Annotated in this window: 19 protein-coding genes; 9 read left to right on the top strand and 10 right to left on the bottom strand. The window is 35.3% G+C overall.

All coding sequences use genetic code 11. The features are described from left to right. Positions 1-170 precede the first annotated feature (170 nt). Both AC1RNE_RS21040 and AC1RNE_RS21035 read left to right on the top strand, forming a co-directional pair. Positions 171-1,052, top strand: coding sequence for a helix-turn-helix domain-containing protein (locus AC1RNE_RS21040; RefSeq protein WP_492803888.1), 882 nt, complete (start codon positions 171-173; stop codon positions 1,050-1,052). 166 nt (positions 1,053-1,218) lie between these two features. Continuing rightward, positions 1,219-2,739, top strand: a complete 1,521-nt coding sequence (locus AC1RNE_RS21035) for a gluconokinase (RefSeq protein WP_492803887.1) — start codon at positions 1,219-1,221, stop codon at positions 2,737-2,739. 52 nt (positions 2,740-2,791) lie between these two features. Here the strand turns inward: AC1RNE_RS21035 and AC1RNE_RS21030 are convergent, their stop codons facing one another. Continuing rightward, complete coding sequence (locus AC1RNE_RS21030) at positions 2,792-3,025, bottom strand: hypothetical protein (protein ID WP_492803885.1); 234 nt, start codon at positions 3,023-3,025, stop codon at positions 2,792-2,794. A 279-nt stretch (positions 3,026-3,304) separates the two neighbouring features. Between AC1RNE_RS21030 and AC1RNE_RS21025 the strand changes: the two genes are divergently transcribed. After that, positions 3,305-3,787: a DinB family protein gene (locus AC1RNE_RS21025; protein ID WP_492803883.1), complete on the top strand. Its 483-nt coding sequence runs from the start codon at positions 3,305-3,307 to the stop codon at positions 3,785-3,787. A 67-nt stretch (positions 3,788-3,854) separates the two neighbouring features. On the opposite strand, the gene AC1RNE_RS21020 is transcribed toward AC1RNE_RS21025, so the two are convergent. Beyond that, positions 3,855-4,484 carry a 3-keto-disaccharide hydrolase gene (locus AC1RNE_RS21020; RefSeq protein WP_492803882.1) on the bottom strand — a complete coding sequence of 210 codons (630 nt, stop codon included), beginning with the start codon at positions 4,482-4,484 and terminating at the stop codon, positions 3,855-3,857. A 336-nt stretch (positions 4,485-4,820) separates the two neighbouring features. Between AC1RNE_RS21020 and AC1RNE_RS21015 the strand changes: the two genes are divergently transcribed. From AC1RNE_RS21015 to AC1RNE_RS21005, 3 genes are all read left to right on the top strand, one after another. Then, positions 4,821-6,200 carry a cytochrome ubiquinol oxidase subunit I gene (locus tag AC1RNE_RS21015; RefSeq protein ID WP_492803881.1) on the top strand — a complete coding sequence of 460 codons (1,380 nt, stop codon included), beginning with the start codon at positions 4,821-4,823 and terminating at the stop codon, positions 6,198-6,200. 50 nt (positions 6,201-6,250) lie between these two features. Then, positions 6,251-7,285: a cytochrome d ubiquinol oxidase subunit II gene (gene cydB / locus AC1RNE_RS21010; RefSeq protein WP_492803880.1), complete on the top strand. Its 1,035-nt coding sequence runs from the start codon at positions 6,251-6,253 to the stop codon at positions 7,283-7,285. Between the two features lie 475 nt (positions 7,286-7,760). Beyond that, the gene (locus AC1RNE_RS21005; RefSeq protein WP_492803878.1) at positions 7,761-8,276 is read left to right on the top strand and encodes a hypothetical protein; all 516 of its coding nucleotides are present in this window, start codon (positions 7,761-7,763) and stop codon (positions 8,274-8,276) included. Positions 8,277-8,282: 6 nt separating this feature from the next. Here the strand turns inward: AC1RNE_RS21005 and AC1RNE_RS21000 are convergent, their stop codons facing one another. The 3 genes from AC1RNE_RS21000 to AC1RNE_RS20990 all read right to left on the bottom strand — a co-directional run bounded on the left by AC1RNE_RS21000 (position 8,283) and on the right by AC1RNE_RS20990 (position 12,399). Then, positions 8,283-8,648, bottom strand: coding sequence for a helix-turn-helix domain-containing protein (locus AC1RNE_RS21000; RefSeq protein ID WP_492803877.1), 366 nt, complete (start codon positions 8,646-8,648; stop codon positions 8,283-8,285). Between the two features lie 85 nt (positions 8,649-8,733). Continuing rightward, positions 8,734-9,681, bottom strand: a complete 948-nt coding sequence (locus AC1RNE_RS20995; protein WP_492803875.1) for an SGNH/GDSL hydrolase family protein — start codon at positions 9,679-9,681, stop codon at positions 8,734-8,736. A gap of 12 nt (positions 9,682-9,693) precedes the next feature. After that, a complete protein-coding gene (locus tag AC1RNE_RS20990; protein ID WP_492803874.1) occupies positions 9,694-12,399 on the bottom strand; it encodes an alpha-L-rhamnosidase in 2,706 nt (901 codons plus the stop codon). 511 nt (positions 12,400-12,910) lie between these two features. On the opposite strand from AC1RNE_RS20990, the gene AC1RNE_RS20985 reads away from it, so the two are divergent. Together AC1RNE_RS20985 and AC1RNE_RS20980 are read left to right on the top strand one after the other, a co-directional pair. Beyond that, the gene (locus AC1RNE_RS20985) at positions 12,911-13,216 is read left to right on the top strand and encodes a hypothetical protein (RefSeq protein ID WP_492803873.1); all 306 of its coding nucleotides are present in this window, start codon (positions 12,911-12,913) and stop codon (positions 13,214-13,216) included. A 111-nt stretch (positions 13,217-13,327) separates the two neighbouring features. Continuing rightward, positions 13,328-13,690, top strand: coding sequence for a VOC family protein (locus AC1RNE_RS20980; protein WP_492803871.1), 363 nt, complete (start codon positions 13,328-13,330; stop codon positions 13,688-13,690). Between the two features lie 100 nt (positions 13,691-13,790). Here AC1RNE_RS20980 and AC1RNE_RS20975 read toward each other — a convergent pair whose 3' ends face one another. From AC1RNE_RS20975 to AC1RNE_RS20960, 4 genes are all read right to left on the bottom strand, one after another. Beyond that, positions 13,791-17,288, bottom strand: a complete 3,498-nt coding sequence (locus tag AC1RNE_RS20975) for a M1 family aminopeptidase (protein WP_492803870.1) — start codon at positions 17,286-17,288, stop codon at positions 13,791-13,793. A gap of 4 nt (positions 17,289-17,292) precedes the next feature. Next, positions 17,293-18,168: an ABC transporter ATP-binding protein gene (locus AC1RNE_RS20970; RefSeq protein ID WP_492803869.1), complete on the bottom strand. Its 876-nt coding sequence runs from the start codon at positions 18,166-18,168 to the stop codon at positions 17,293-17,295. Between the two features lie 89 nt (positions 18,169-18,257). Then, positions 18,258-18,464 (bottom strand): helix-turn-helix domain-containing protein, encoded by a 207-nt coding sequence (locus AC1RNE_RS20965; protein ID WP_492803867.1) that lies wholly within the window; start codon positions 18,462-18,464, stop codon positions 18,258-18,260. A 2-nt stretch (positions 18,465-18,466) separates the two neighbouring features. After that, positions 18,467-18,982, bottom strand: coding sequence for a hypothetical protein (locus tag AC1RNE_RS20960; RefSeq protein ID WP_492803866.1), 516 nt, complete (start codon positions 18,980-18,982; stop codon positions 18,467-18,469). A gap of 135 nt (positions 18,983-19,117) precedes the next feature. Here AC1RNE_RS20960 and AC1RNE_RS20955 point away from each other — a divergent pair, with 135 nt between their 5' ends. Continuing rightward, positions 19,118-19,300 (top strand): DUF1572 family protein, encoded by a 183-nt coding sequence (locus AC1RNE_RS20955; protein WP_492804076.1) that lies wholly within the window; start codon positions 19,118-19,120, stop codon positions 19,298-19,300. A 78-nt stretch (positions 19,301-19,378) separates the two neighbouring features. On the opposite strand, the gene AC1RNE_RS20950 is transcribed toward AC1RNE_RS20955, so the two are convergent. Further along, positions 19,379-21,676: a DUF5703 domain-containing protein gene (locus AC1RNE_RS20950; protein WP_492803864.1), complete on the bottom strand. Its 2,298-nt coding sequence runs from the start codon at positions 21,674-21,676 to the stop codon at positions 19,379-19,381. Positions 21,677-21,679: the final 3 nt, after the last annotated feature.

The raw sequence follows: 21,679 nt of genomic DNA, 5'->3' as shown, positions 1-21,679 counted from the left end.
AGGCTATTTCTAAATGATATACTTGATGTATCGTGCACAAATTTTCATGGTTATTTCAAGAAAAACTTTCATTTTTTTACAGCGGTGATTTTTGTAATATTTTTATAAAAAATTGACCTAATTTTGTTTGAAATCTCACTCACTAAAACTTTCAATTATTCCATAACCTGATGAGTCAATTTATACTGTACCAAGGAAAGGCGAAGGAATTATCGTATTTCCCGTACATTATTGAGTTTGCCAATTATAAAATCCAAAATATTCAACTCAATTCCCAAGAAATAAAAACAAACGAAGGCATCAGAATTTGTTTGATTATAGATGGGAAATTTGATTGGATTATTGACGGCCAACCATTTTTACTGTATCCAAACGACGTCTCGCTGACTTGTCCATGGCAGTCAAGTGGGAGTAGTAAAGGAGCGTATGACATTGGTGCATTAATGTGGATTACGATAAAACCGTCTCATTTTGAAGCCAATGGGGAATTGGTTTTGGGTGAATGGAGTAGTATTTCGGAAACAGACCAAAGAGTAATTGGGAAAATTCTTACCCTTAATAAAAAACCTGTTCTTACACGTTTAAAAGCTTGTCAACAAATCTTTCAAAACATTGAATCAGAGTTATTCTCTAAAGAACTAGGTTACAGAACGCGGGTTAATCATTTAATTGATGAGCTATTGATTACTGCGGTGCGACATTTGAGCAAACAGGATAACCTCAGGCGAGATTTCCCACAAACTTTTTTGAAATTGGAGCAAACTCTTAGAGAGAACTTATCACATTCGTGGTCGGTAGAAGAAATGGCTGGTTTGGTAGGATTAGGCACAACCGCCTTTAGTGAAAAAGTAAAGGCATTTTCGGGTTTCTCACCCTTAAATTATCTTATTAATATCCGAATATCTGAAGCCATTAAATTATTAAGTCGAAAAGATTTAAGTTTGACTGATATTGCACTAGAAACAGGTTTTTATTCATCACAACATTTTTCGTCGACATTCAAAAAACTAACTGGCTATACGCCTCGGGAGTTTAGAAAAAATACTGATTAGCTTTTGAGCTGTGAGTGATGAGCTGTGAGCCTTGAGCTTTTTTGTTATTATTCAACATAAAGCTCAAAGCTTATGGCTCATAGCTTAAAGCTAAAATTTTACCCAATTTTATAAACTTAAAAAAAGCTCACAGCTGATAGCTTACGGCTCATAGCTTAAACATACTATGGATTGTCTTATTACCATCGACATTAATACTTCTGCTGTTAAAGTTCATGCTTTTGATATGAATGGGCGACTGCTTTGTTGGAAAAAAGGTTCCTACCCAACCTTCCATCCTCAGCCAGATTATAGTGAACAAGACCCCGAGCAAATTTTTATTACTACCCTTTATATTCTCAAAAATCTATTGAACGAATATGTTCATCCTAAAAAATATAAAGTAACGGCTATTTGTTTTAGTTCGTCGATGCACAGTGTATTGGCCGTTGATAAAAATGGAACGCCCCTCGGGAATGCTATTATTTGGGCAGACAATCGAGGAGTAAAAGAAGCCGAAGCCTTAAAGCAATATCCTAAAGGAGAAAGTATTTTTAACACAACGGGAACGCCCATTCACCCTATGTCGCCCATTGTAAAGATTACTTGGATAAAAAACCATGACAAAGAGCGTTTTGCACAAACACATAAATTTATTTCGTTAAAAGAATATGTTATTAAACAGCTTACGGGCGAATATGTAGTTGACCATAGTATCGCTTCATCAACAGGTTTATTTGATATCCATCAGCTTAAGTGGAATCAAGATTCGTTGGATTTTGCAGGCATTACTGCTGACCGACTTTCTGAACCGCTATCTGTATTCAACACCAATTTATTTCTGAAAAAGGAATACTGTTTTACCTTGGGTTTGCCTGCCAAAACTACCCTGATTGTTGGGGCAAGCGATGGCTGTTTAGCTACGTTGGGAGCAGGCATTGTTGGGTCGGGCAGAGCTACCATCACCATTGGTTCGAGTGGCGCTGTACGTGTGGCTGGTAAAGAGGTACTAAAAGATGATAAGAACCGCTTTTTTAATTATTTACTAGCAGATGGCTATTATGTTTCGGGTGGGCCAACGAACAATGGTGGAGTAGTTTTTGAATGGTTTGCTCGACAATTCGGTGATTTCTCTGGTGACTTAGATTTTGAGGATGTCGTGAATGATTTATTCAAGGAAGCAGCCCAAGTAAAGGCAGGTGCTGATGGCTTATTGTTTTTACCTTATTTATTAGGGGAAAGAGCACCTCTGTGGAATGCCAATGCTCGTGGGATGTATTTTGGGCTGAATATCAGTCATGAACGAAAACATTTTGTACGTGCCACATTGGAAGGTATTCTTTTTGAAATTTATAGCATTGGTAAAATTCTTGAAACGCATAGGAATTTTGATAGCCTTTACATCAACGGAGCCTATGCGTCTTTACCTCTATGGACTCAGATTTTGACAGATATGTATGGTAAAACTATCTATGTAAACGACCATCATGATAGCGTAGCGTTAGGGACAGCTTTGCTAGGGCTGACACAACTAGGGGCTTATAGAAATTTGGAAGCGGCGGCAGCCACAGTAAAATCGAGCGAAACTTATCAGCCAAATCTTAAAAATCATGAAACCTATATGAAGTACTTCGAAATTTTTGAAAATTTAAGTTATAAGCTAAAGAGTGAGTTTGAGCAAATAGTGACGTTACAACAAAGCCTTTAAGCTAGAATCTCTCGTTCTAATAAATGTATATTAGAACGAGAGATTTACATTTTTATTCAGCTTTTGTCAAATACTTATTAGCGACAAGGTCTGCTAAGAAAGCTCCGTACGAAAGCGTACTAATTTTTGAACCATTTGATTTAAGATGTCTATTAGCAAAGCTAACCATAAATTCCAGCGTTGTTTGGTTGGCTGGAAACTCTAATCCATTACGAAATCCAACAATTATGTCAGGATAAGTCTCCCCTTCAAGCACCTCTCCATTTTGTGTTACATACTTCATCATAGCCAATTATTAAATTATGTTTTAGATATTGTAGGACAAACATAAGATTCTAAAGTCAGTGTGTCAAGTAAGGATTTATAAAAATTTCAACAATTACCTTATTAAATATTTAAAGACCACTATAAAGTAGCTTCAAATAGCTTGGGTTTTAGTACCAACGATACCATTTAAAAACGTACTTTTACGTTTTTAAATGCATATTTTTCAATTCAAATTTTTAAAGACAAAACTATGAAATCAGTTAAACTGTTAATGTCCCTAATATTTACTTTAGGTGTCATGAATTTTGCCCAAGCTCAAACATCAGTTGATGAAATTGTAAAAGAGTGGGAAAGAGCCAAAACGTATACAAAAGAATACCTAGATGCGATGCCCGAAACTGGCTATGCCCTGAAACCAACGCCTGAAATGCGTTCATTCGCTGAACAAATGCTCCATTTAACTGATGCTAACTATGGTTTTACCGCAGCGGCAACGGGCGAAAAAAGTCCAGTAGGGATGGGAGAATCGGAAAAGAGTACTGACAAATCAAAAGCAAACGTTACGAAATTGGTAATGGCAGGTTATGATTTTGTAATAAGCAGTGTAAAGAAAATGACTCCTGCTCAATTGAACGAAAATATAAAATTGTTCGGAAGATTTGAAATGACCAAAGGAATGGCATTAGCTAAGTGTTTCGAGCACCAAACTCACCACAGAGGACAAACTACTGTTTATATCCGCTTGGCAGGTGCAAAACCACCACAAGAGAAATTGTTCTAACGATAAAGTATTAAAACAGTAAAAGCCAACTCAATGGGTTGGCTTTTACTGTTTTTAATCAAAAATACTATTTCAAAAGCTTGATTTTAATATCTTTAAAATAGGCAACACTTTTAGGATCGTGTCCTTGTAAAGCGATTGTTCCTGAACTAAGTTTTTTCAAGCCACGGTCTGCTGGAAGTGTTTCTGGCTCAGTGTAATCAACAGCTACTTTATCATCAATTTTGATGATAATCCTCTTATCCTGCACAATGATATGATACTCATACCATTCATTATCTTTCGCTAGATTTTCTTTCACATCATTGATACCGTACAAACTACCTGTTTTACGCCAGTCGCCATGCGTTTGATTCACTTGCACTTCATAGCCTTTTTGTGGCCAGTCTGATGCTTGATAAGCCGTATGGATAAAAATACCAGAGTTTGAGCCAGGTAAAGTTTTTGCTTTTAATTTCAGTTCAAAATTCTTGAAATCATGATTTCCAACAGCACCTTCATAAAATAAGTGAGCACGTTCGCCTGCTACTTTTATCGTTCCATCTTCAATTGTAAATGTAGAAGGGTGTTCTTCATTTACATGCCAACCTGCAAAAGTTTTACCATCAAACAGAGAAACCCAGCCTTTTTCTTTTTTCTGAGAGAAAGCTAAATTAATTGATAATAAAAAACATAGTAATAATGATAGTTTTTTCATGATTGAATTAAGTTGAATCCCTTTTTGAGGAATGAATTTTATTAATAATCGCTAATTTACGAATTCATTTGGTCAGTAAACATCTAAAGTTGTTGTATAGGTTCCTGTAGGGTAATTCCATCTATACACATGGAATAAACTTTTGTATTATTCTCTATCCTCTGGTCGCCATCTAAACATTAATATTCCTATATTTTCTTGGGTCTGTCAAACTTAATCAGCCATGCTAAAATCAGCTATAAAATAGGTAAAAAAATACTTATATTTTTAGGCATTTTAAGCTAGAAATGATTCTTTAGGTCTTACTTTTGAGGAATCTTTTAATACACACAGCTTATGGAAAATGTAGAAATATTATCTCGGATTCAGTTCGCTTTCACCATCGCCTTTCATTATATCTATCCCCCTTTAAGTATTGGTTTAGCCCTCGTGATGGTTTGTATGGAAGGCTTGTATTTAAAAACAGGTGATAAAGTTTATGAACAACTAACACGTTTTTGGATTAAGATTTTTGCCCTAATTTTTGGTATTGGTGTAGCTACAGGCATTGTAATGGAGTTTGAATTTGGTACAAACTGGGCTTCTTATTCACGCTATGTAGGCGATATTTTTGGTTCTGCTTTGGCGGCAGAAGGTATTTTTGCTTTTGCTTTGGAATCGGGCTTTTTAGGCATTTTGATTTTTGGTTGGAATAGAGTAAGTCGAGGGGTACATTTTTTTGCTACTATTATGGTCACACTAGGTTCTATGTTTTCAGCCGTTTGGATTGTAGTTGCTAACTCTTGGCAACAAACCCCAGCGGGTTATCACATTGTGGGTGAAGGACTAAAAGCAAGAGCAGAAATTACAGATTTCTGGGCAATGGTTTTTAACCCATCTTCAGTAGATAGACTATCGCACGTTTGGATAGGTTCTTTCTTAGCAGGCTCGTTTTTAGTACTCAGTGTTCATGCATATTATATTTATAAAGAACGCCATGTAGCGCTTTCTAAAAAAGCCTTTAAAATTGCCCTTACAGTAGCCACTATTTCAGCATTAGCACAGTTATTTACAGGGCATCGGTCAGCTGATGGCGTATCTATAAATCAACCTGCTAAACTAGCAGCTTTTGAAGGTCATTATGATAGTTCAGCCGTAGCGGATATGTATTTATTCGGTTATGTAAATACCAAAACAGAGCAAGTATCTGGTCTGAAAATACCCAAAGGTTTAACATTTATATTACACCAAGACTTCACCACACCTGTAACTGGTCTCCGAGCATTTCCTAAACAAGACCGACCATCAGCAGTAAATTTTGTATTCCAGACATACCATTTAATGGTTTCAATAGGAATGGCTCTAATTGCTCTTACTTTATTAGCCTCTTTCTTTTGGTACAGGGGCACTTTATTTAAGCAAAAATGGTTGATGTTAGTCTTTTCTTTTTCGGTACTATTACCACAAATTGCCAATCAAGTAGGCTGGTATTCCGCTGAAGTAGGTCGGCAACCATGGGTAGTATATGGATTACTAAGAACCTCTGATGCCTTATCAAAATCTGTAAAAGCCAATCAGGTATGGTTTTCATTGATTATGTTTACCATCATTTACGTGTTACTCTTCTGCTTGTTTATTTATCTTTTGAATAAAAAGATAAAGCACGGCCCTGTTGAACATCATCACACTGACGAGATAATCCATTCGTCTAAGCGTAACAACCCTATTTTAGATTAAGAGATTTCTACAACTCTTTTAAATACAAAAAATTTAAACTCAAAAAGCTTATGGCTACTTTTTTAGGAATAGATTTGCCCACTTGGTGGTTTGCCGTCATTGGGGCAGTTTTTACTGGATATGCTATTTTAGATGGCTTTGATTTAGGGGCTGGTGCTATTCATTTACTCTTTAAAAAAGAAGAAAGTAGAAGAATTGCCCTCAATGCCATTGGCCCTGTTTGGGATGGCAACGAAGTCTGGCTAGTCATTGGTGGTGGTGCCTTGTTTGCAGGTTTCCCTGAAGTATATGCTACCTTATTTTCTGCCTTTTATATTCCCTTCATGTTATTTCTGATGGTATTGATTCTTCGTGCTATTGCCATTGAATTTAGGAGTAAAGAAACGATGCTTTGGTGGCGACAAATGTGGGATATTGTTTATTCTCTTGCCAGTACGCTGATTGCATTTTTATTAGGTGTTGTATTGGGTAACCTTATTCAAGGGATTCCGATTGATGAAAATTTTGAATATCAAGGAGATTTTCTGCAACTGCTAAATCCTTATGCTTTGCTGACGGGTCTTACTACTTTGGCATCTTGTACGATGCACGGTTCTATTTATTTAGTGATGAAAACCGAAAGCAGACTTTATACAAAGTTATCTATCATGGTGCGTGATACTAGTCGCTTTTTTGTGATTTGTTACATTATGCAAACGATGGTGACTTTGGTGTATTTTCCAAGTATGGCTGCTAAATTTAAGGCTCATCCTACGCTTTTTGCAGTACCGATGCTTACGGTTTTAATTATTATTAATACCCGTAGATTATTAGAAAAAGGAAAATATATGTTGGCTTTTTTGTCATCTGCTTTTACGATGGCTTCTCTTTTAGTAACAGTAGCCATCAATCTATTCCCTAAAATTATCCATTCTACGCTAGACCCTAAGAATTCTATTACCATTTATAATGGAGCTTCTTCTGAAAAATCCTTGTCGATTATCTTACTCTTTGCTGCGATTGGTGTCCCTATTGTAGCAACCTATACCTTTTTTGTATTCTGGACTTTTAAAGGGAAGGTGAAATTAGATGAGAGTTCTTATTGAGGATTGAGTGAATTGTGAATGAGTGATTTAGTGAATATTTTATACTTACTTTTTATAAACCCTACTCATGCCATGAGGAATATGGTAAAATATTAATTTGTCTAAATAATTTTAATTGTAGCAGTAACACTTGTGTTTACCGCTACCGTTACAAAGTAATAAATTTTACACTTGTCATAGGCAAACCACATAAATAATATGCAAAGATTTTTAATAGTAGTGATTTTATTATTTGGAATTACTATTTGTAATGGACAAGTTATTAGTAAAAAGGATAGTCTTTTAGTAATAAGAAACAACTTGGAAAGCCAATGAGTATGCCCTTGGGCATGAAGGAGCGCAGCTAGGTATTTACTTTTTAAAGGTTGACGAAGAATTTAAGTTTTCTGGCTTGGAAACTATTCCATAAATATCCTCAATAATTCAGCTCTCAGCTACACAACTATTACATACAATAGTCAATTTTAAAAATCGTATGAGAAAAAAAAACCTTATTGGTATTTTCTTTACTATTTTGTTCGCTTCTTGTGATGCAAATAAAATAGTAACTGGTCGGTATTGCTCAAGTTTTGCTCAATGGGGATTTTTTAAGACTGAAATTATATTAAAGCCAAATAGCACGTTTCATTATCAATTCTCAGGTGACTTAGTAAATACTGAGCTTGAAGGAATTTACAAAACTCATGAAAATAAGCTCTATTTACGATTTTATAAACTTAAAGAAGAGCCAAAAGACGCAATAAAAATTGTAGGAAAGGATACTATTGTTGATTTTGAAAAACTTTATAGTACCCATCCTTACGAATTAAAAAGAGAAAATGAAATTGAATATCACTTAAAGTTTAAAATATTAAAAAATAAGTTACAATCATATCGTATTGATAATAACAAACTTGTTAAAAGAATTAAAACTTATTCAGGTAGAAAATATATTCTTTTTTGGAAAAAGAATCATAGTAAGAAATATTTTTTAAAGAGAGTAGAAGTATAAAAATTCTTACATCGAAATTAAACTATTAGCAGAAATGCCTAAATTTTGATGCAAATTTTTAATCATTTTAAGGCTTAGCTGTCTTTTGCCATTTAACACTTCTGATACTCTATTTTCCCCTCCAAAATATTTAGCCACATCTTTTTGACTAAGCTGTAATTCAGCCATTCTATATCTTATCGCTTCAATAGGATTTGGTTTGGGCAATGAATAGTTTTTCTTTTCATATTCACTTGCTAAAATAGTGACAGCCTCTAATATTTTTTCTTCTTCAGAACATTCTGGACATTCTAATAGCAACTCAATAAGCTCATTTGCTTCAGCAAATTCTTTATCATTAGTAATTGGCTTGATTTGAATTTTCGTTTCCATTATTTTAAATATTTGAAATGTCTTTTATCTTGTCATATTCCTTATGAGTACCTAAAACACCCCATAAAAGTCTTCGTTAATTTCCTCACTTTATCATCGCTCGAATTTGTAATTCTATTTCTTGTGCTTTGGCTTGTGCTTCTTCTAGCGGTAAACCTTTATTCATTTCTGGGCGACGGTGTCCAATGCTTGTAAGCCATGCATCTTTCATGATATTTTGGCGTTGTGTAATCAACTTAATAAAAGCCTCTGGTTCAGTAATATTATTGAGCGTTGCTTGAACTGTTGGAGCTTTGGCAACGTCTAAAGCTCCTAGCTGCATTAAAATACTTTTTGCCATAATCCAGTGTCCTACTTCACCTGGATGTATACCATCATTTGCCAAAGTAAAATAACTTTCAATGCCTAATCTCTGGTCTAATCTTCGATGGGCATCTACTACTCTTTGCATGGGATAATGTACGTCTATCACTTCCCATTTTTCTTTTTTTCCTTGACTTAACAACCAGTCGGAATAGGCATCTAACACGTCAGAATAACCAATCTTTTTACCTCTTGCTTCATCATACATGGGTGGTGTAAGGTGAATAATTTTGGCTCCAGAAGCTACTACTTTATCATGCAACCATTGAATACCTTCTTTGAATTTTTGAAAACGAACTAAATCCAGAGGCAGATAAATACCATCATTCATGCCATAAGAAGCAAATACTAAATCTGGCTTGGTCTGTGCTAATACCCTCGACAAACGTTCATGCAAGTCAGGACGAGGAAATCGACCATCCGCATGCCCATCTTCCGAAAGACCAGACACCGTCTCACTAGGTAAACCAACATTGATAAATTCTATTTTCTGATTAGGGAAATGTGCTATACAATACGCTTCAATATCATTTACATAAGAACCTGCATAGGTAATACTATTTCCTAAAAACAACACTTTTTTTACTTCTGGTTTGAACAAAGGTGTTACTTGTGCAAAAGCTGTTGAATCTAATAAAATAAGGAATAAGAAGAAAACGCTTTTTTTCATAACTTAAATTATTTACTGAATCTCGAACTGATAAGTTCCTGCTGTTAGTGTATTAATTTTTAATTGCTTATGAGTATCCGACACTACTTTTTCTTCAACCGTATATTGTTTTTGAATATGCTGTGCTTTGTTTACAGTAAGTAAAACTGTTGCTGTGGCATTAGCTGGAATTGTAATATCATACAAAATTTTTGTGCCTACTCTTTTCCACGAAGAAACTATCTTCCCTTGTGGAGCATCATGTGAAGCTTCAAATTGCTTAAGATTTTCTACAAAATTAGGTGCCAAGATAATATTCTTAAATCCTGCTTGCGAGGCATCAGGTTTAATCCCTCCAATGCCTTTATACAACCAAGCCCCGATTTCTCCAAACATAATATGGTTCATCGAAATATCACTTTTAGCATCAATTGGCCAGTTTTCATAAAGGGTAGTCGCTCCATTGGCAATCCACCAACCCCATGAAGGAAAGGTTTCTTGCGAGGCTACTTTGTAGGCAACATCCGCATAACCATTCTCACTTAAAGCATTTAAAATGGCTTTTGTACCCAATAAGCCTACATCTAAATGATTATTGTCGGCTTCTACTCGCTTGGCTAAATTGGCGGCTACTTTCGCTTTCAATTCCTCAGGCACTAATCCCCAATATAGCGGAACACTTAATTCTGTTTGGACGCCATTACCATAAATACCCGTTGCTTTGTTTAAATATTTGTCGTTAAATGCTGTTTTAATCTTATCCGCCAAAGCTGAATATCTTTCATAATCAGCGGTTTTCCCGAATAATTTTGCAGTCTTTGCTAAGATGGTGACATCTACAAAATAATAGGCAGACGACGTTAGTTCTACAGGTGTTTTAGATTTAACAGGCACCCAATCGCCCAAGCCCCAAGTGGTTAAACCAGTTGGACTGATAGATTCTATGTGATTGACATAACGTTTAAGGTTTTCATAATTATCGGCCAAAATCTTCGTATCGCCATAAAACAAATAAATATTCCAAGGGATAATGGCGATGGTACTTGTCCAGTCTGGGCCATTTCCCCATTCATAACCCCAACCATCTGTAGGAATGATAGAGGGTAAAACACCATTGGCTTGTTGCTCGTCGCGGTGGTCAGCGAGCCATTTTTCATAAATTGTGATACCGTCAAAATTATACAACCCTGTTTCGCTAGCAATGTGGGCATCCCCTGTCCAACCGTTTTTTTCTCTTTGTGGACAGTCGGTTGGATAGCCAAATAGATTTGATAAATAAGCATTATTGGTAGCAGACCAAATTTTGTTAATCGTCGGGTTTGATGAATTAACTTTTCCAACAATAGGCACATCGCTATGCATAAAATAACCTACTAAACTTTCTTTTTTCAGCGTTATTGGTTCGGTGCTTGTTACCTCTACATATTGAAATCCTTTATAATTAAAATGAGGCATAAAGCTTTCTTCGCCTTTGCCTGATAACGTAATAATATCTACCTGAAAAGGGTCTTTATTATCAGTAGGGCGATAATGCACATCAATATTCGACAAATCAGCACGTCCATCAGGATACAGTCTCTCAGCGTATTTTAAGCGTAAAACTGTTCCTACTTTTCCCGAAACCTTGATTTTACTTACGCCCGAAATATTTCTGCCTAAATCAAAAACATAGGTAGTATCATTGATTTTATTCAAGCTTTTGGTCGTAATTTCTTCTACATTTCTAATCGGCTGCAAAGCCTGAGCGACGATATTATTAGAAGGAGCTGTTCTGAAAATAACATCTTTCCATTGTTTATCATCAAAATTGGCTTTGTTCCAATCTAGTTGCTCCAATCGGGCATCGTAGTGTTCTGCGGTGTAAATGCTATTGAAAATAATTGGACTCAAAGATGTTTTCCAGTCTTTGCCCGAAGCAATTACTTCGCTAGTACCATCGTCATATTTCACTCGAATATCCATACAAAACGTTGGTCGCCCACGCCAAGGTGCTTCGTGAAAATACCACACCGCAGTAGATTGATGATTATACCAACCATTGCCCAAGAGTACACCAATAGCATTTTTACCAGACTGCAATTGCTTCGTTACGTCATGGGTAACGTACAACGTACGTCTATCAAAACGCGTGTACATGGGGTCTAGGCGGTGATTACTAATTTTTTCACCATTGATATATAACTCGTACAAACCCGCTACGGCAATGTAAGCACGAGCAGAAACGATTTTCTTATTAGCATGAAAGGTCTTTCTAAAATAGGGAGCAGGCTTGGTATTTACATCCCTTGAATCGCTAATCCAAGCACCTTGCCAGTTGCTCATATTCATCATCCCCGTTTCAAAACTGGCTATTTCCGAACTGGTTTGCTGACCGTCCTTGTCCCATGCAATTACTCGCCAATAGTATTTTGTAAAAGGTTGCAAACTTTTACCTTGATAGCTTACCAAGGTTAGTGATGTCGTCTTTTTACCAGTATTCCAGTCTTTGCCAATGCCTTTTGTTAAAGCCAACGAATCGGTATTCACCAAAATTTGGTAAGCCGTCTGTTTTGCCCCTTGTCTGGCATCTATCAAGTGCCAAGTAAAACGTGGAGAGGTAACATCAATACCCAAAGGATTAATCAAATATTCACATTGCAGTCCTGTGACTTTGCAAGAGGTACTTGCAAAAATGGTTTGACCAAGCAATAAGAAATTCAAGAAAAGGAATAGACGAAAAGGTATTAATTTGTGCCTCATGGTTTTGGTTAAGAATGCGTCTGAATTAAAGAGGGAAATTACGGAGTAAATCTGGATAAACTATTCTCGGTTATGGGTTAGGGTTTAACTAATTAAATGTTGAGTTTTTTATTGAAAAATAAAGTTGTATTTTGGGAATTTGAAAATTTATCTATTTCAAGAATACAAAAAATATAACAAAATTTTCGGATATTGACGGTTACTTCAATTTTAATACGACTACAAAATGAATCGATATAAATATAATGACTTGATAATTGAAGTAATTGATTAATCGACCTATAATTTTGTTTCAACGGATAACACTTTCAAGTACGGTAAATATCACTTCGGTATCGGTGAACAGGAATATCATCCTACTTCTAAACACGGGGTTAAGATTTATAAAGACGACCAAATAATTAACAGCTGCTTAATAATAGGTTCAAGCGGTGCAACAGGTATTCATCAACAATCATCACTTATAAACTACAACAAATTATTAATTTGTTGTAGTGACACGGTCTTTTGTTTGACACTTACAAGCCTCAACTTAAATTGGAAGACACAAGTTGACCCAATAACCTGTTTTAAAATATTTAAACAACAAGAGGAATATATCATACATGGCGAACTTCAAATCACGAAACTTGATAAACAAGGAAATATTAAGTGGGAATTCAGTGGTGCGGATATTTTTGTATCAATAGACAATGAAGAAGAATTTAAAATTGAAAGTGATGGAATTCTTCTGACAGACTTTGCAAAGACAAAATACAAAATTGACTTTGACGGGAAGTTAATATGGGATTCCCAAGCTGTTTCAAGTCTTATTTGACTTGGAACGACAAATACAATTCAGTCTGAGACTGAATTGTATATTTACCACGAAGTCTGAGACTTCGAGGAGCTAAGAATAACAACTTCTAAATTTTAACAATATCACTCCATGAATTTTGAAAAATTAGTTCCTAATATTTTTTATGTTGACATTAATGATGGACTGACATTATTTGTAGACTGTTTAGGCTTTACTGTAGGTTACAATGAAATAAAATCCATCAATCCATTTTGTGTATTAGAAAAAGATGGTTTACGCATAAATCTCTTTCAAGATGCAGCACTTGCCAAGGAACATAATCCCGAATTTCGATTAGTCACAAAGAATATTGAGGAAGTTTATGAGAGAGTCTCTAAGTCTCATCCTCAATTCCTTCATCCAAATTTGAAAGTAATTACGCTTCGTCCATGGGGTGCTAAGGAATTCGCTTTGATGGATAAACAATTGGGGGTTATTATTCAAGAGTGGTAAACAAAATATAGCTAACAGCAGTTCTAAGTATTACGACTGTTCCCGCCATTGTTGGAGTTTGTTCTCCAACAACACGAGCGTAAGCAACCCAGCAATACTCCTACTCAGTAGGTTTTATCTCCAATGTCTGCTTTACCGATTCCTTCTTAATAAATTTAACATCGGGGTCAATTTCAATTTCTATAGGCTGTTCATCTAAAAGCATTTTGCCCAATATCTTATTGTTAATAACTGGGCACATCCACTTTTTCTCTTTCCCTTTTTTAGTATGAATGGATATTTCTATACTGTCATTCATAATTTTGGCAGATTGATGTCCCTTACCATCTTCATAGTATTGCTGTACATCGGCATCAATTATTAACTCGTATTGTTTCCTATTTTTCTTTACTGATGCATTCTTAATTTTAAAGTCATACAACGTAATTCTTTTAAATAAATCATCAATTTTATCATGTAATTTTCTATCAGTAACAGCATATAGTTCCTTGATAAAATCTGTTGAAACTGGCTTGAGGTTTGGATAAGCGTGCTTTTTTAGTAGTTGTCTCAAAGCCAAATTAATTTTTTCTTCCCCAATTAGCTCCGAAAGTTGATACATCACTACTAAACCTTTCGAATAGCTTAAATGAACATTCTGAGCTTGCATCTTAAATAAAGGTTGTTCATCTGTAAAACCTCTTTCATTCAAATACATTCCTAAATGCATATTAACATTTTCCATCACCCTAGCTTTTCTATGCATTCGTTTCACCAACATCAGTTCTGTATACATCGCTAAAGTTTCAGTAAGCATTACATCACCTTCTCTACTATCGGGTGCTATGGTATTATTACCCCACCACAAGTGGGATAATTCATGACCAGCCAATTCATTAATTACATCTTGTTTTTTATCTGCTCCAATGTTGGCATTAAAAATCATATCCTCCGTCATATAAATTGTAGCTGGATAAGCTGTTGCTGCAAAACCCTTTGTAAAAGCTGACATTTCTGCAAACCGAATGGTCTTAAAAGGCAACTTGCTAAAATTTGTATTACAATAGTCCATCGTTAATTGAGCGTTCTTTAACAAGTGGTCAACATTTTGGTAATGCGTAGGATGGTAATATACTTCTATTTTTTGTCCCTTGTATAAAGATGTTTTTACTGCATACTCAGCAGAGGAAACTGCAAACCGAAAAGGAACTGGGCGAGAAGTCTGATAACGAAAATAGTTCCTGTCGTTATCTTTCCAATGTTTTACTAAATCTCCCACGCCAATTGCTGTTTGTTGTTTATTAGTAGATATTGTCATGTCTAAGTTTATAAAATCATCCATCGAATCTTTCGGAGCATCAACTATGCGTAATTGAGTAGCTTCACCCAGATTAAACCTATCTCTGTCTTTTTTATGCTCTATTTCCTTGTCAGTAATATAACCTAGCGTTGGGAAATATCGACTAATGCGCATAAACGAGCCATTGGCTTGGATAACATTAAACGATTGGTGCCCATTCACTGCCGACCAATGATATGAAAATTTCGCTTTCAATTGTGCCTTCTCTTTTGGCAATAATGCTGTATTCAATTCAACAACTGTGTATTGATTAGTAATCTTAAATACTCGATTGCCTTTGATTAAATTCGTTTCTTGAATGGTTATACCTTCAGCAAAATTCACCAGAATCCTTTTAATAGGTTGCGAAGTTTTATTTTGTAGGGTGTACAAACAAGCAACTTGATAGCTATTTTTTTCTGGGAATAAATCAACCGTTGTTTTAACTTCCGTGATTGTTGGCTGTGCTTGTTTATGAAAGACACGATACTTTTTCTCGTAGTCGATTTGCGCTAATATATTAGCTTCTTCATCTTTAGGTTGATAGTCTTTTATTATTTTATCTGCTAACAAATAGGCCGTTCCCATCAATATGAGCAAACAGAGTGATGGCACGACTTTTAGTTTAAACCCTTTCAGTTGTGTTATTAATATTGCAAAAATAAGGACTATGGATAATCCGAAAAGGTGTTTCCAACAATACACAGTAAGATAAGTACCAAACCCATTCATATCGCTATACAAACCATTATAAGGCGTCTGAAACTTCAACAATGGATGTTTTAGAAGTTTACTGCTCAATGAGGTTGCTGAAAAAAATACAATGACAGATGATATGACTAAACCAACATATTTGTAGCTAATTAACTTCTGAATAATCAGTATTATACCAGCACTGACAATTAAGGGTAAGCTGTTAAAAAGATATACTCCTGCATAAGCCTGCCAGTCGATAGATGGATAGTTATATGATATTTGAAAAACAATGCCCAACATAATCATTAACGTTGTAAAAAAAACGATAATGAGACTGAGTGTAACCCATTTTGAGAAAAACAAAGCAGTATTGCTGGCTGGTGTAGCATTTTCAATCAATTGAAAGTTACTATTCCTACTGCGCCAAACAATTTCGTTGGCATAGTACAACAGAACGATTAAACACAAACCGTGAAAATTATCGATAATGGTTTTTGCCATTAAACCAGATGTAGCATATTTCTGAGGTAATCGGATACCCTTTTCGATAGAACCATATATTTCCATCCCCAAAGCAAATAACAAAGCAACACACGTTAATACAAAGGGGATACCTCTACTGATATATTTTAAATCAAGTTTTGTAAATGACATCAAGGTTAACCAATGCCTCAACCAGCTTTGTGATGGCTGTATATGTTTAAGGGTGGCATTCAAAAAAGAAGTTTTTTCTTCTTGATTATGTAATAATACTTTTCGCTTAACATTATCATTCATTGAAAATGTAAACGCTTTGAAAGTGACTATAAGTGAAAGTAAAGAGATAACTATTACGCCAAGTCGATTGAACAATAATGTACCAGAAAGTGGAATTAAAGCTGTATTTCGTTGAACAACTGACCATGTACTCGTCTGCATAAAATACGCCGAAAGTCCGAATGGATCTAACCTTGCTGAAAGCAAAATGGTTTCTGGCGACTGTGGCATCCCTTTAGCCATCAAGGGCGACCCCGAAAATATCAGCATCACCATATATAAGATATACAGCAACAGACCTGATACATATACCATTAATTTATTTTTACTCAACCAAGCGATACTACAAAGCATGGCTGAACAAAAAAAGCTATTTACCAAACCAAATACGAGCAGAGGATTCAAATAAAACATTAACCTAAGATCAGTGTATTGTCCTCTATCACTAGGCATGGTTTGCCCAACAGCAAAGCCTAATACAAACAACGCAAAACAGAAAAAATTCATTGAAAAAACAGCAATAAACCTACTTAATAAGAAATCACGCTTTCGTATAGGAGTGGCATAGAGTATTAGCGTAAAATTGGCATCGGTTTCTTTAAACAGTATTTGGGTAGTAAGTATGGTCGAAAAAAATATACACAATAAACTCATTATTCCTGTCATATAAGCTACTGTATAAGATGAATTTTTGAATATCTCTGGACTAATCGATATTGAAAAATTGGCTCCAGAAAATACCCCAAACAAAACAGTAAGTAACAAGACACCGTAGAACCATGTTTTTCTAAAAAAATGGTTCCATTCAAATTGTAATAAAACTTTCATGGGATTATTGGTGGCGGTTTAAAATCGAAAAGTAGGCATCTTCCAAACTTGGCACTATTGCTTCAAAATCATTCAGGGGATTAGCTTCTGATTGAATATGGATATTCAATTTGCCCATATTAAATTGTGTTGAAATCAACTGATAGTTCTTTTCATATTCGGGAGTATCATTTTTACTAATGGCTTTTCGCCATAATTTACCATTCAGTTCATTCATAAAATCAATAGGTTTGCCATAAGCTAAAACAGAGCCCTTGTCTATTACAGCCATTTCTGTACATAATGTTTTTACATCTTCGACCAAATGTGTAGAAAGAATAACGATAATATTTTCGCCTATTTCACTTAGTAAACTATTAAAACGATTGCGTTCTTCAGGGTCAAGAGCCGCAGTGGGTTCATCAACAATTACAATTTGTGGATTCCCCAATAAAGCTTGGGCTATGCCAAATCGCTGTCGCATACCTCCCGAAAAAGTATGGACATCTTTCTTTCTATATGAATATAGATTTACTTTATTTAATAAGGTTAATACCTGTTCTTCACGTTGTTTAGTATCAGTAAGTCCCTTTAAAACAGCCAAATGAGTCAGTAAATCATAGGCTGAAATTTTAGGGTATACGCCAAAATCTTGCGGTAAAAAGCCCAACTGCTTTTTTATAAATGTGGGGTCATTAAGTATATCTACCTCATTAAACAATATAGTGCCACTATCAGGATTTTGTAAACCTGCAATGGTTTTCATCAATGACGATTTACCTGCACCGTTTGGCCCAAGTAAACCAAACATTCCATTTTTTAATTCAAGACTGATATTATTGATGGCTTTAGTACCATTGCCATATGTTTTATTAAGATTTGTAATTTTTAGATGGTTCATGTTCGTATACTTAAAGTTTAGACAATATATTTCCATGCTCTCTTTCGAGTGCTTTTTTTTGATTCTGTATGTTGAGGATTTATCTTAGCTTATTCGGCTACATATTCTAATACATCACCTGGTTGGCAGTTTAATATTCTGCAAATGGCCTCAAGCGTATCAAAACGGATACCTTTGGCCTTTCCAGTTTTTAGAATAGACAAATTGGCTGGTGTTATTTCTAATTTTTCAGCCAATTCTTTGCTTTGCATCTTGCGTTTAGCAAGCATCACATCCACATTTACAATAATTGGCATGTTTATATAATTAAATCTTGTTCGTTCTGTAGGTTCAACCCTTGTTTAAAAATAGCAGCTAAAAAATAAGCAAACACCCCTATTATGGCATGTAATACTGTTACTACGATAGCATCATTTTCAGGGTCATCAATCATACTTACAACTAATACCATGATTCCCGGTACGAAAAGGTTGCCTAAATAAAATCTTTTTAAATGCATAATACCATTTTCGGTAAATAATTTAGGTTGAAAAAACACTTTAAAGACGTTGCTCAACCATAAAAAGAAAAGTCCATATAGACTTAAGGGCATTAAGAATTCAAAAATGATATAAGGTAAATTGTTAACGCCATTTAAAAATGGGGTTTGACTAAAGGGGAAGGTTACCTGAAAATATTTACCTCCCTCCCTTATTTTCAATGACCATCCACTGAGTAAAGCTATGGCAGCATGACTAGTCATAGCAAAATAGCCAATGGCAATAAGTCTGGTAAACCAGAATAAGATTTTAGAAACAATTTTTACATTATTCATTGTTAGAAGTTTAATTTATAGTGCAAAATTAATAATTAATTATTGTTTTACAATAATTAATTATTAATTTTAATTTTCAGGCACATGATTGTCCATACCTTAAATAGATATTTTTATTAATACAAAAAAGTAAGCATTGTAATTGGGCATTCAAATACTCTGAAAACATGTGCAGAACTTTTAGATAAATGTAATGAAGGATCGGTATGTTTGTTTAAGGCTTTAAATGATTTGACATCTGAAGATTTGCAAAAGGAAATTTACATTCGCAATCAGGGGCATACTATCGTCGAAGCTATCAATCGACAAGAGGTGTAAATTCTCCCGAGTTTATTTATTTAGATGAATTTGAGACTGGGTTTTGTAGAGGTTTAAATTATGAAACCTTATTTCTTTTTACTCTATAAGCACCAAATCACCTTTCCTAACCTCAGGAATTACTATCAGCTTCTCAAGCTTTCCATTTTTTACAATACCTTCAATCGTAGTATTATAAGGTGCATGTAATTTGAATTGAGCATTCCAGTCCTTTGGCCAAGCGGGTAATAGGTATATTTTTTTACCATCTACTTGCATCAACATTTCTTGCAACCCAATCATTGCCGAACCGCCCCAATTATGGTCGGGTGTCCAGTCGAAAGCAGGCCCCCAGAAAGTCGGGAAACGATGATTTGAGTCTTTGAATTTTTCTCTAGTAAGTTCCTGAGCTTCTTCTTTTAGTCCGAGACGTGCCGCAAAAATGCTATACTGACGCCAACCTATATGGCTTCTATATTTTTTCACATGTGGGTCTAACTGATAAGTATTGACAGCTACATCTAAATTAGGTTTGCCAACGCCATAAATCCCCCAAGGGAACACAGGATATAGTTGTGGGGCTTCTGAATTTTGTACCCTAGCCCAAGTTTGTGCAGGAGCAAGGGTTTTATGTCTTGCCATTTCCTGCAATGGAATAGGTGGAATGCGTTTTAACATTCCTGTCCACTTTTCTTTTCTGGTACTATCTAAATATTTTTCAGGTAACTCAACGACTCTTGTTAAAATCACTTTCAATGCCGAAATCACTGTTGTTGAATTGTAGGTCATCTTAAAGGTTTCGGCAGCAGAACTTGGATAAAAAATATACTGACCTTGCTCATCGAATGCTTTTACACCTCGTTTTTTCGCTAACAGTTGATAATGTTCATCATAAAATGTCAGGCAACTTTCTATAAAAGGCACATATTCCGAAATATCTCTTCCTTCATATCGCTGTGTTTCTAGCATCATTAAGCAGAATTCCAACACTGTTTCCCATTCATATTCAAGCCAAGCATTGTATTCCATACCTGCGTCATATCCTTCGGGACGCTTTAGTCCATATTCAAAAATATTAGGTAACCCAAAGTTCTCAACTTGTTCTGTAAAACAAGCTCCCGCATGATTCCAATAGACTTTACTGCGCAATTCTGCATTTTTGAGCGAATGTAAGTAAAAATCAAATTGGGGTTTCATCATATCAAAATCTCCACTTTTTATCATCGGAAAATAAACCAATCGTTGATTTTGTGCCGTCATCGTTCCGCCACCCCAAAGCCTAAAGTCAGCAGAAAAAGGATAGGTTTTATCGACATGAGTAGGGTCAAAAGTAAATAGCCCACCATTGAATTTAGTAGGCCATTTCCCATATGCATTACAAGCTAATTGATATCGGAAAAGTTGATAATTGCGAGAAATTGTGCTGTCGTTACCTTCGATATAAATGTAGCTCCTGTTCCAAAAATCCTTCCACCAAGCATTCGTTTTTGGTAAAGCTGTTTTGCTATTAATTGTGGCATCATTCAAAATATCATCTAAACCTTTTTGCCATTCCTCTAAGGTATTGGTCTGGGCAACATGCAAGGCAATATCTATCTGCTGTGAACGAGTACCTTTGATACTTTCGAGCGACCAAGCCTTAAATTCTGTATCTGCATATTTTCCTATGGAAGTATTTGAAGCTTTCAGGTTTTTTCCTGTTATTATTCCCCCAAAAGTATTATTTTTAATAGGGTCAAACAGTTGGTCTTTTACCATGTTCATTCCTTCCATCTTCACAGTATAATCGAAGACGTTTTCTATATCACTCCTATTTCTGTGGTAGAAAAGTATATTATTACCTTGAAAATCAATATTATCTTTAAAGGTGGTGACATCAAATTTTTGCTTGCTTTTATAAGAGTTAGCTCTTAATTCTTTGGCTTCTGTAATAACATGTTCTTCATTTCGCCACGATTCAAAAGAGGCTTTTATTTTAATGGCTTTTTCGCTCTTTAAATCAAAGTGTATTACTGGGCGAAAAACATCTACCCATATTTTCAACAATGTTTTGCCTGCACTGATGCTGACATAGCCTTCTTCTAAATGTAATTCTTGTTTAAACTCAGAGGAGTTAAAGGGGTTAGATGATAATTCTAAACGAACTCGACCTAGTTTTAAGAATGCATTATTTTCATCAAAAGTCCCACTTCTGGAAAGATACACCAATACATCTCCATTTTCCACCCAAACATTTAGCCCGATGTCTCCACCGCCACAAGGCATTGATTCAGAGGAGTTTTTACTCTGGCTATTCCAAACTACGTTGTAGGCTTTTAGCTGTTTGTTTTGTGCTTTACTGCCAAATGACAAACCTATCAAAACCAGAAAAAGGATACTTTTTATGATATAATACATTCC

Source organism: Arcicella sp. GW822-FHT02H01 (genome assembly GCF_058802005.1).
This window is presented reverse-complemented; position numbering and strand designations above follow the sequence as displayed.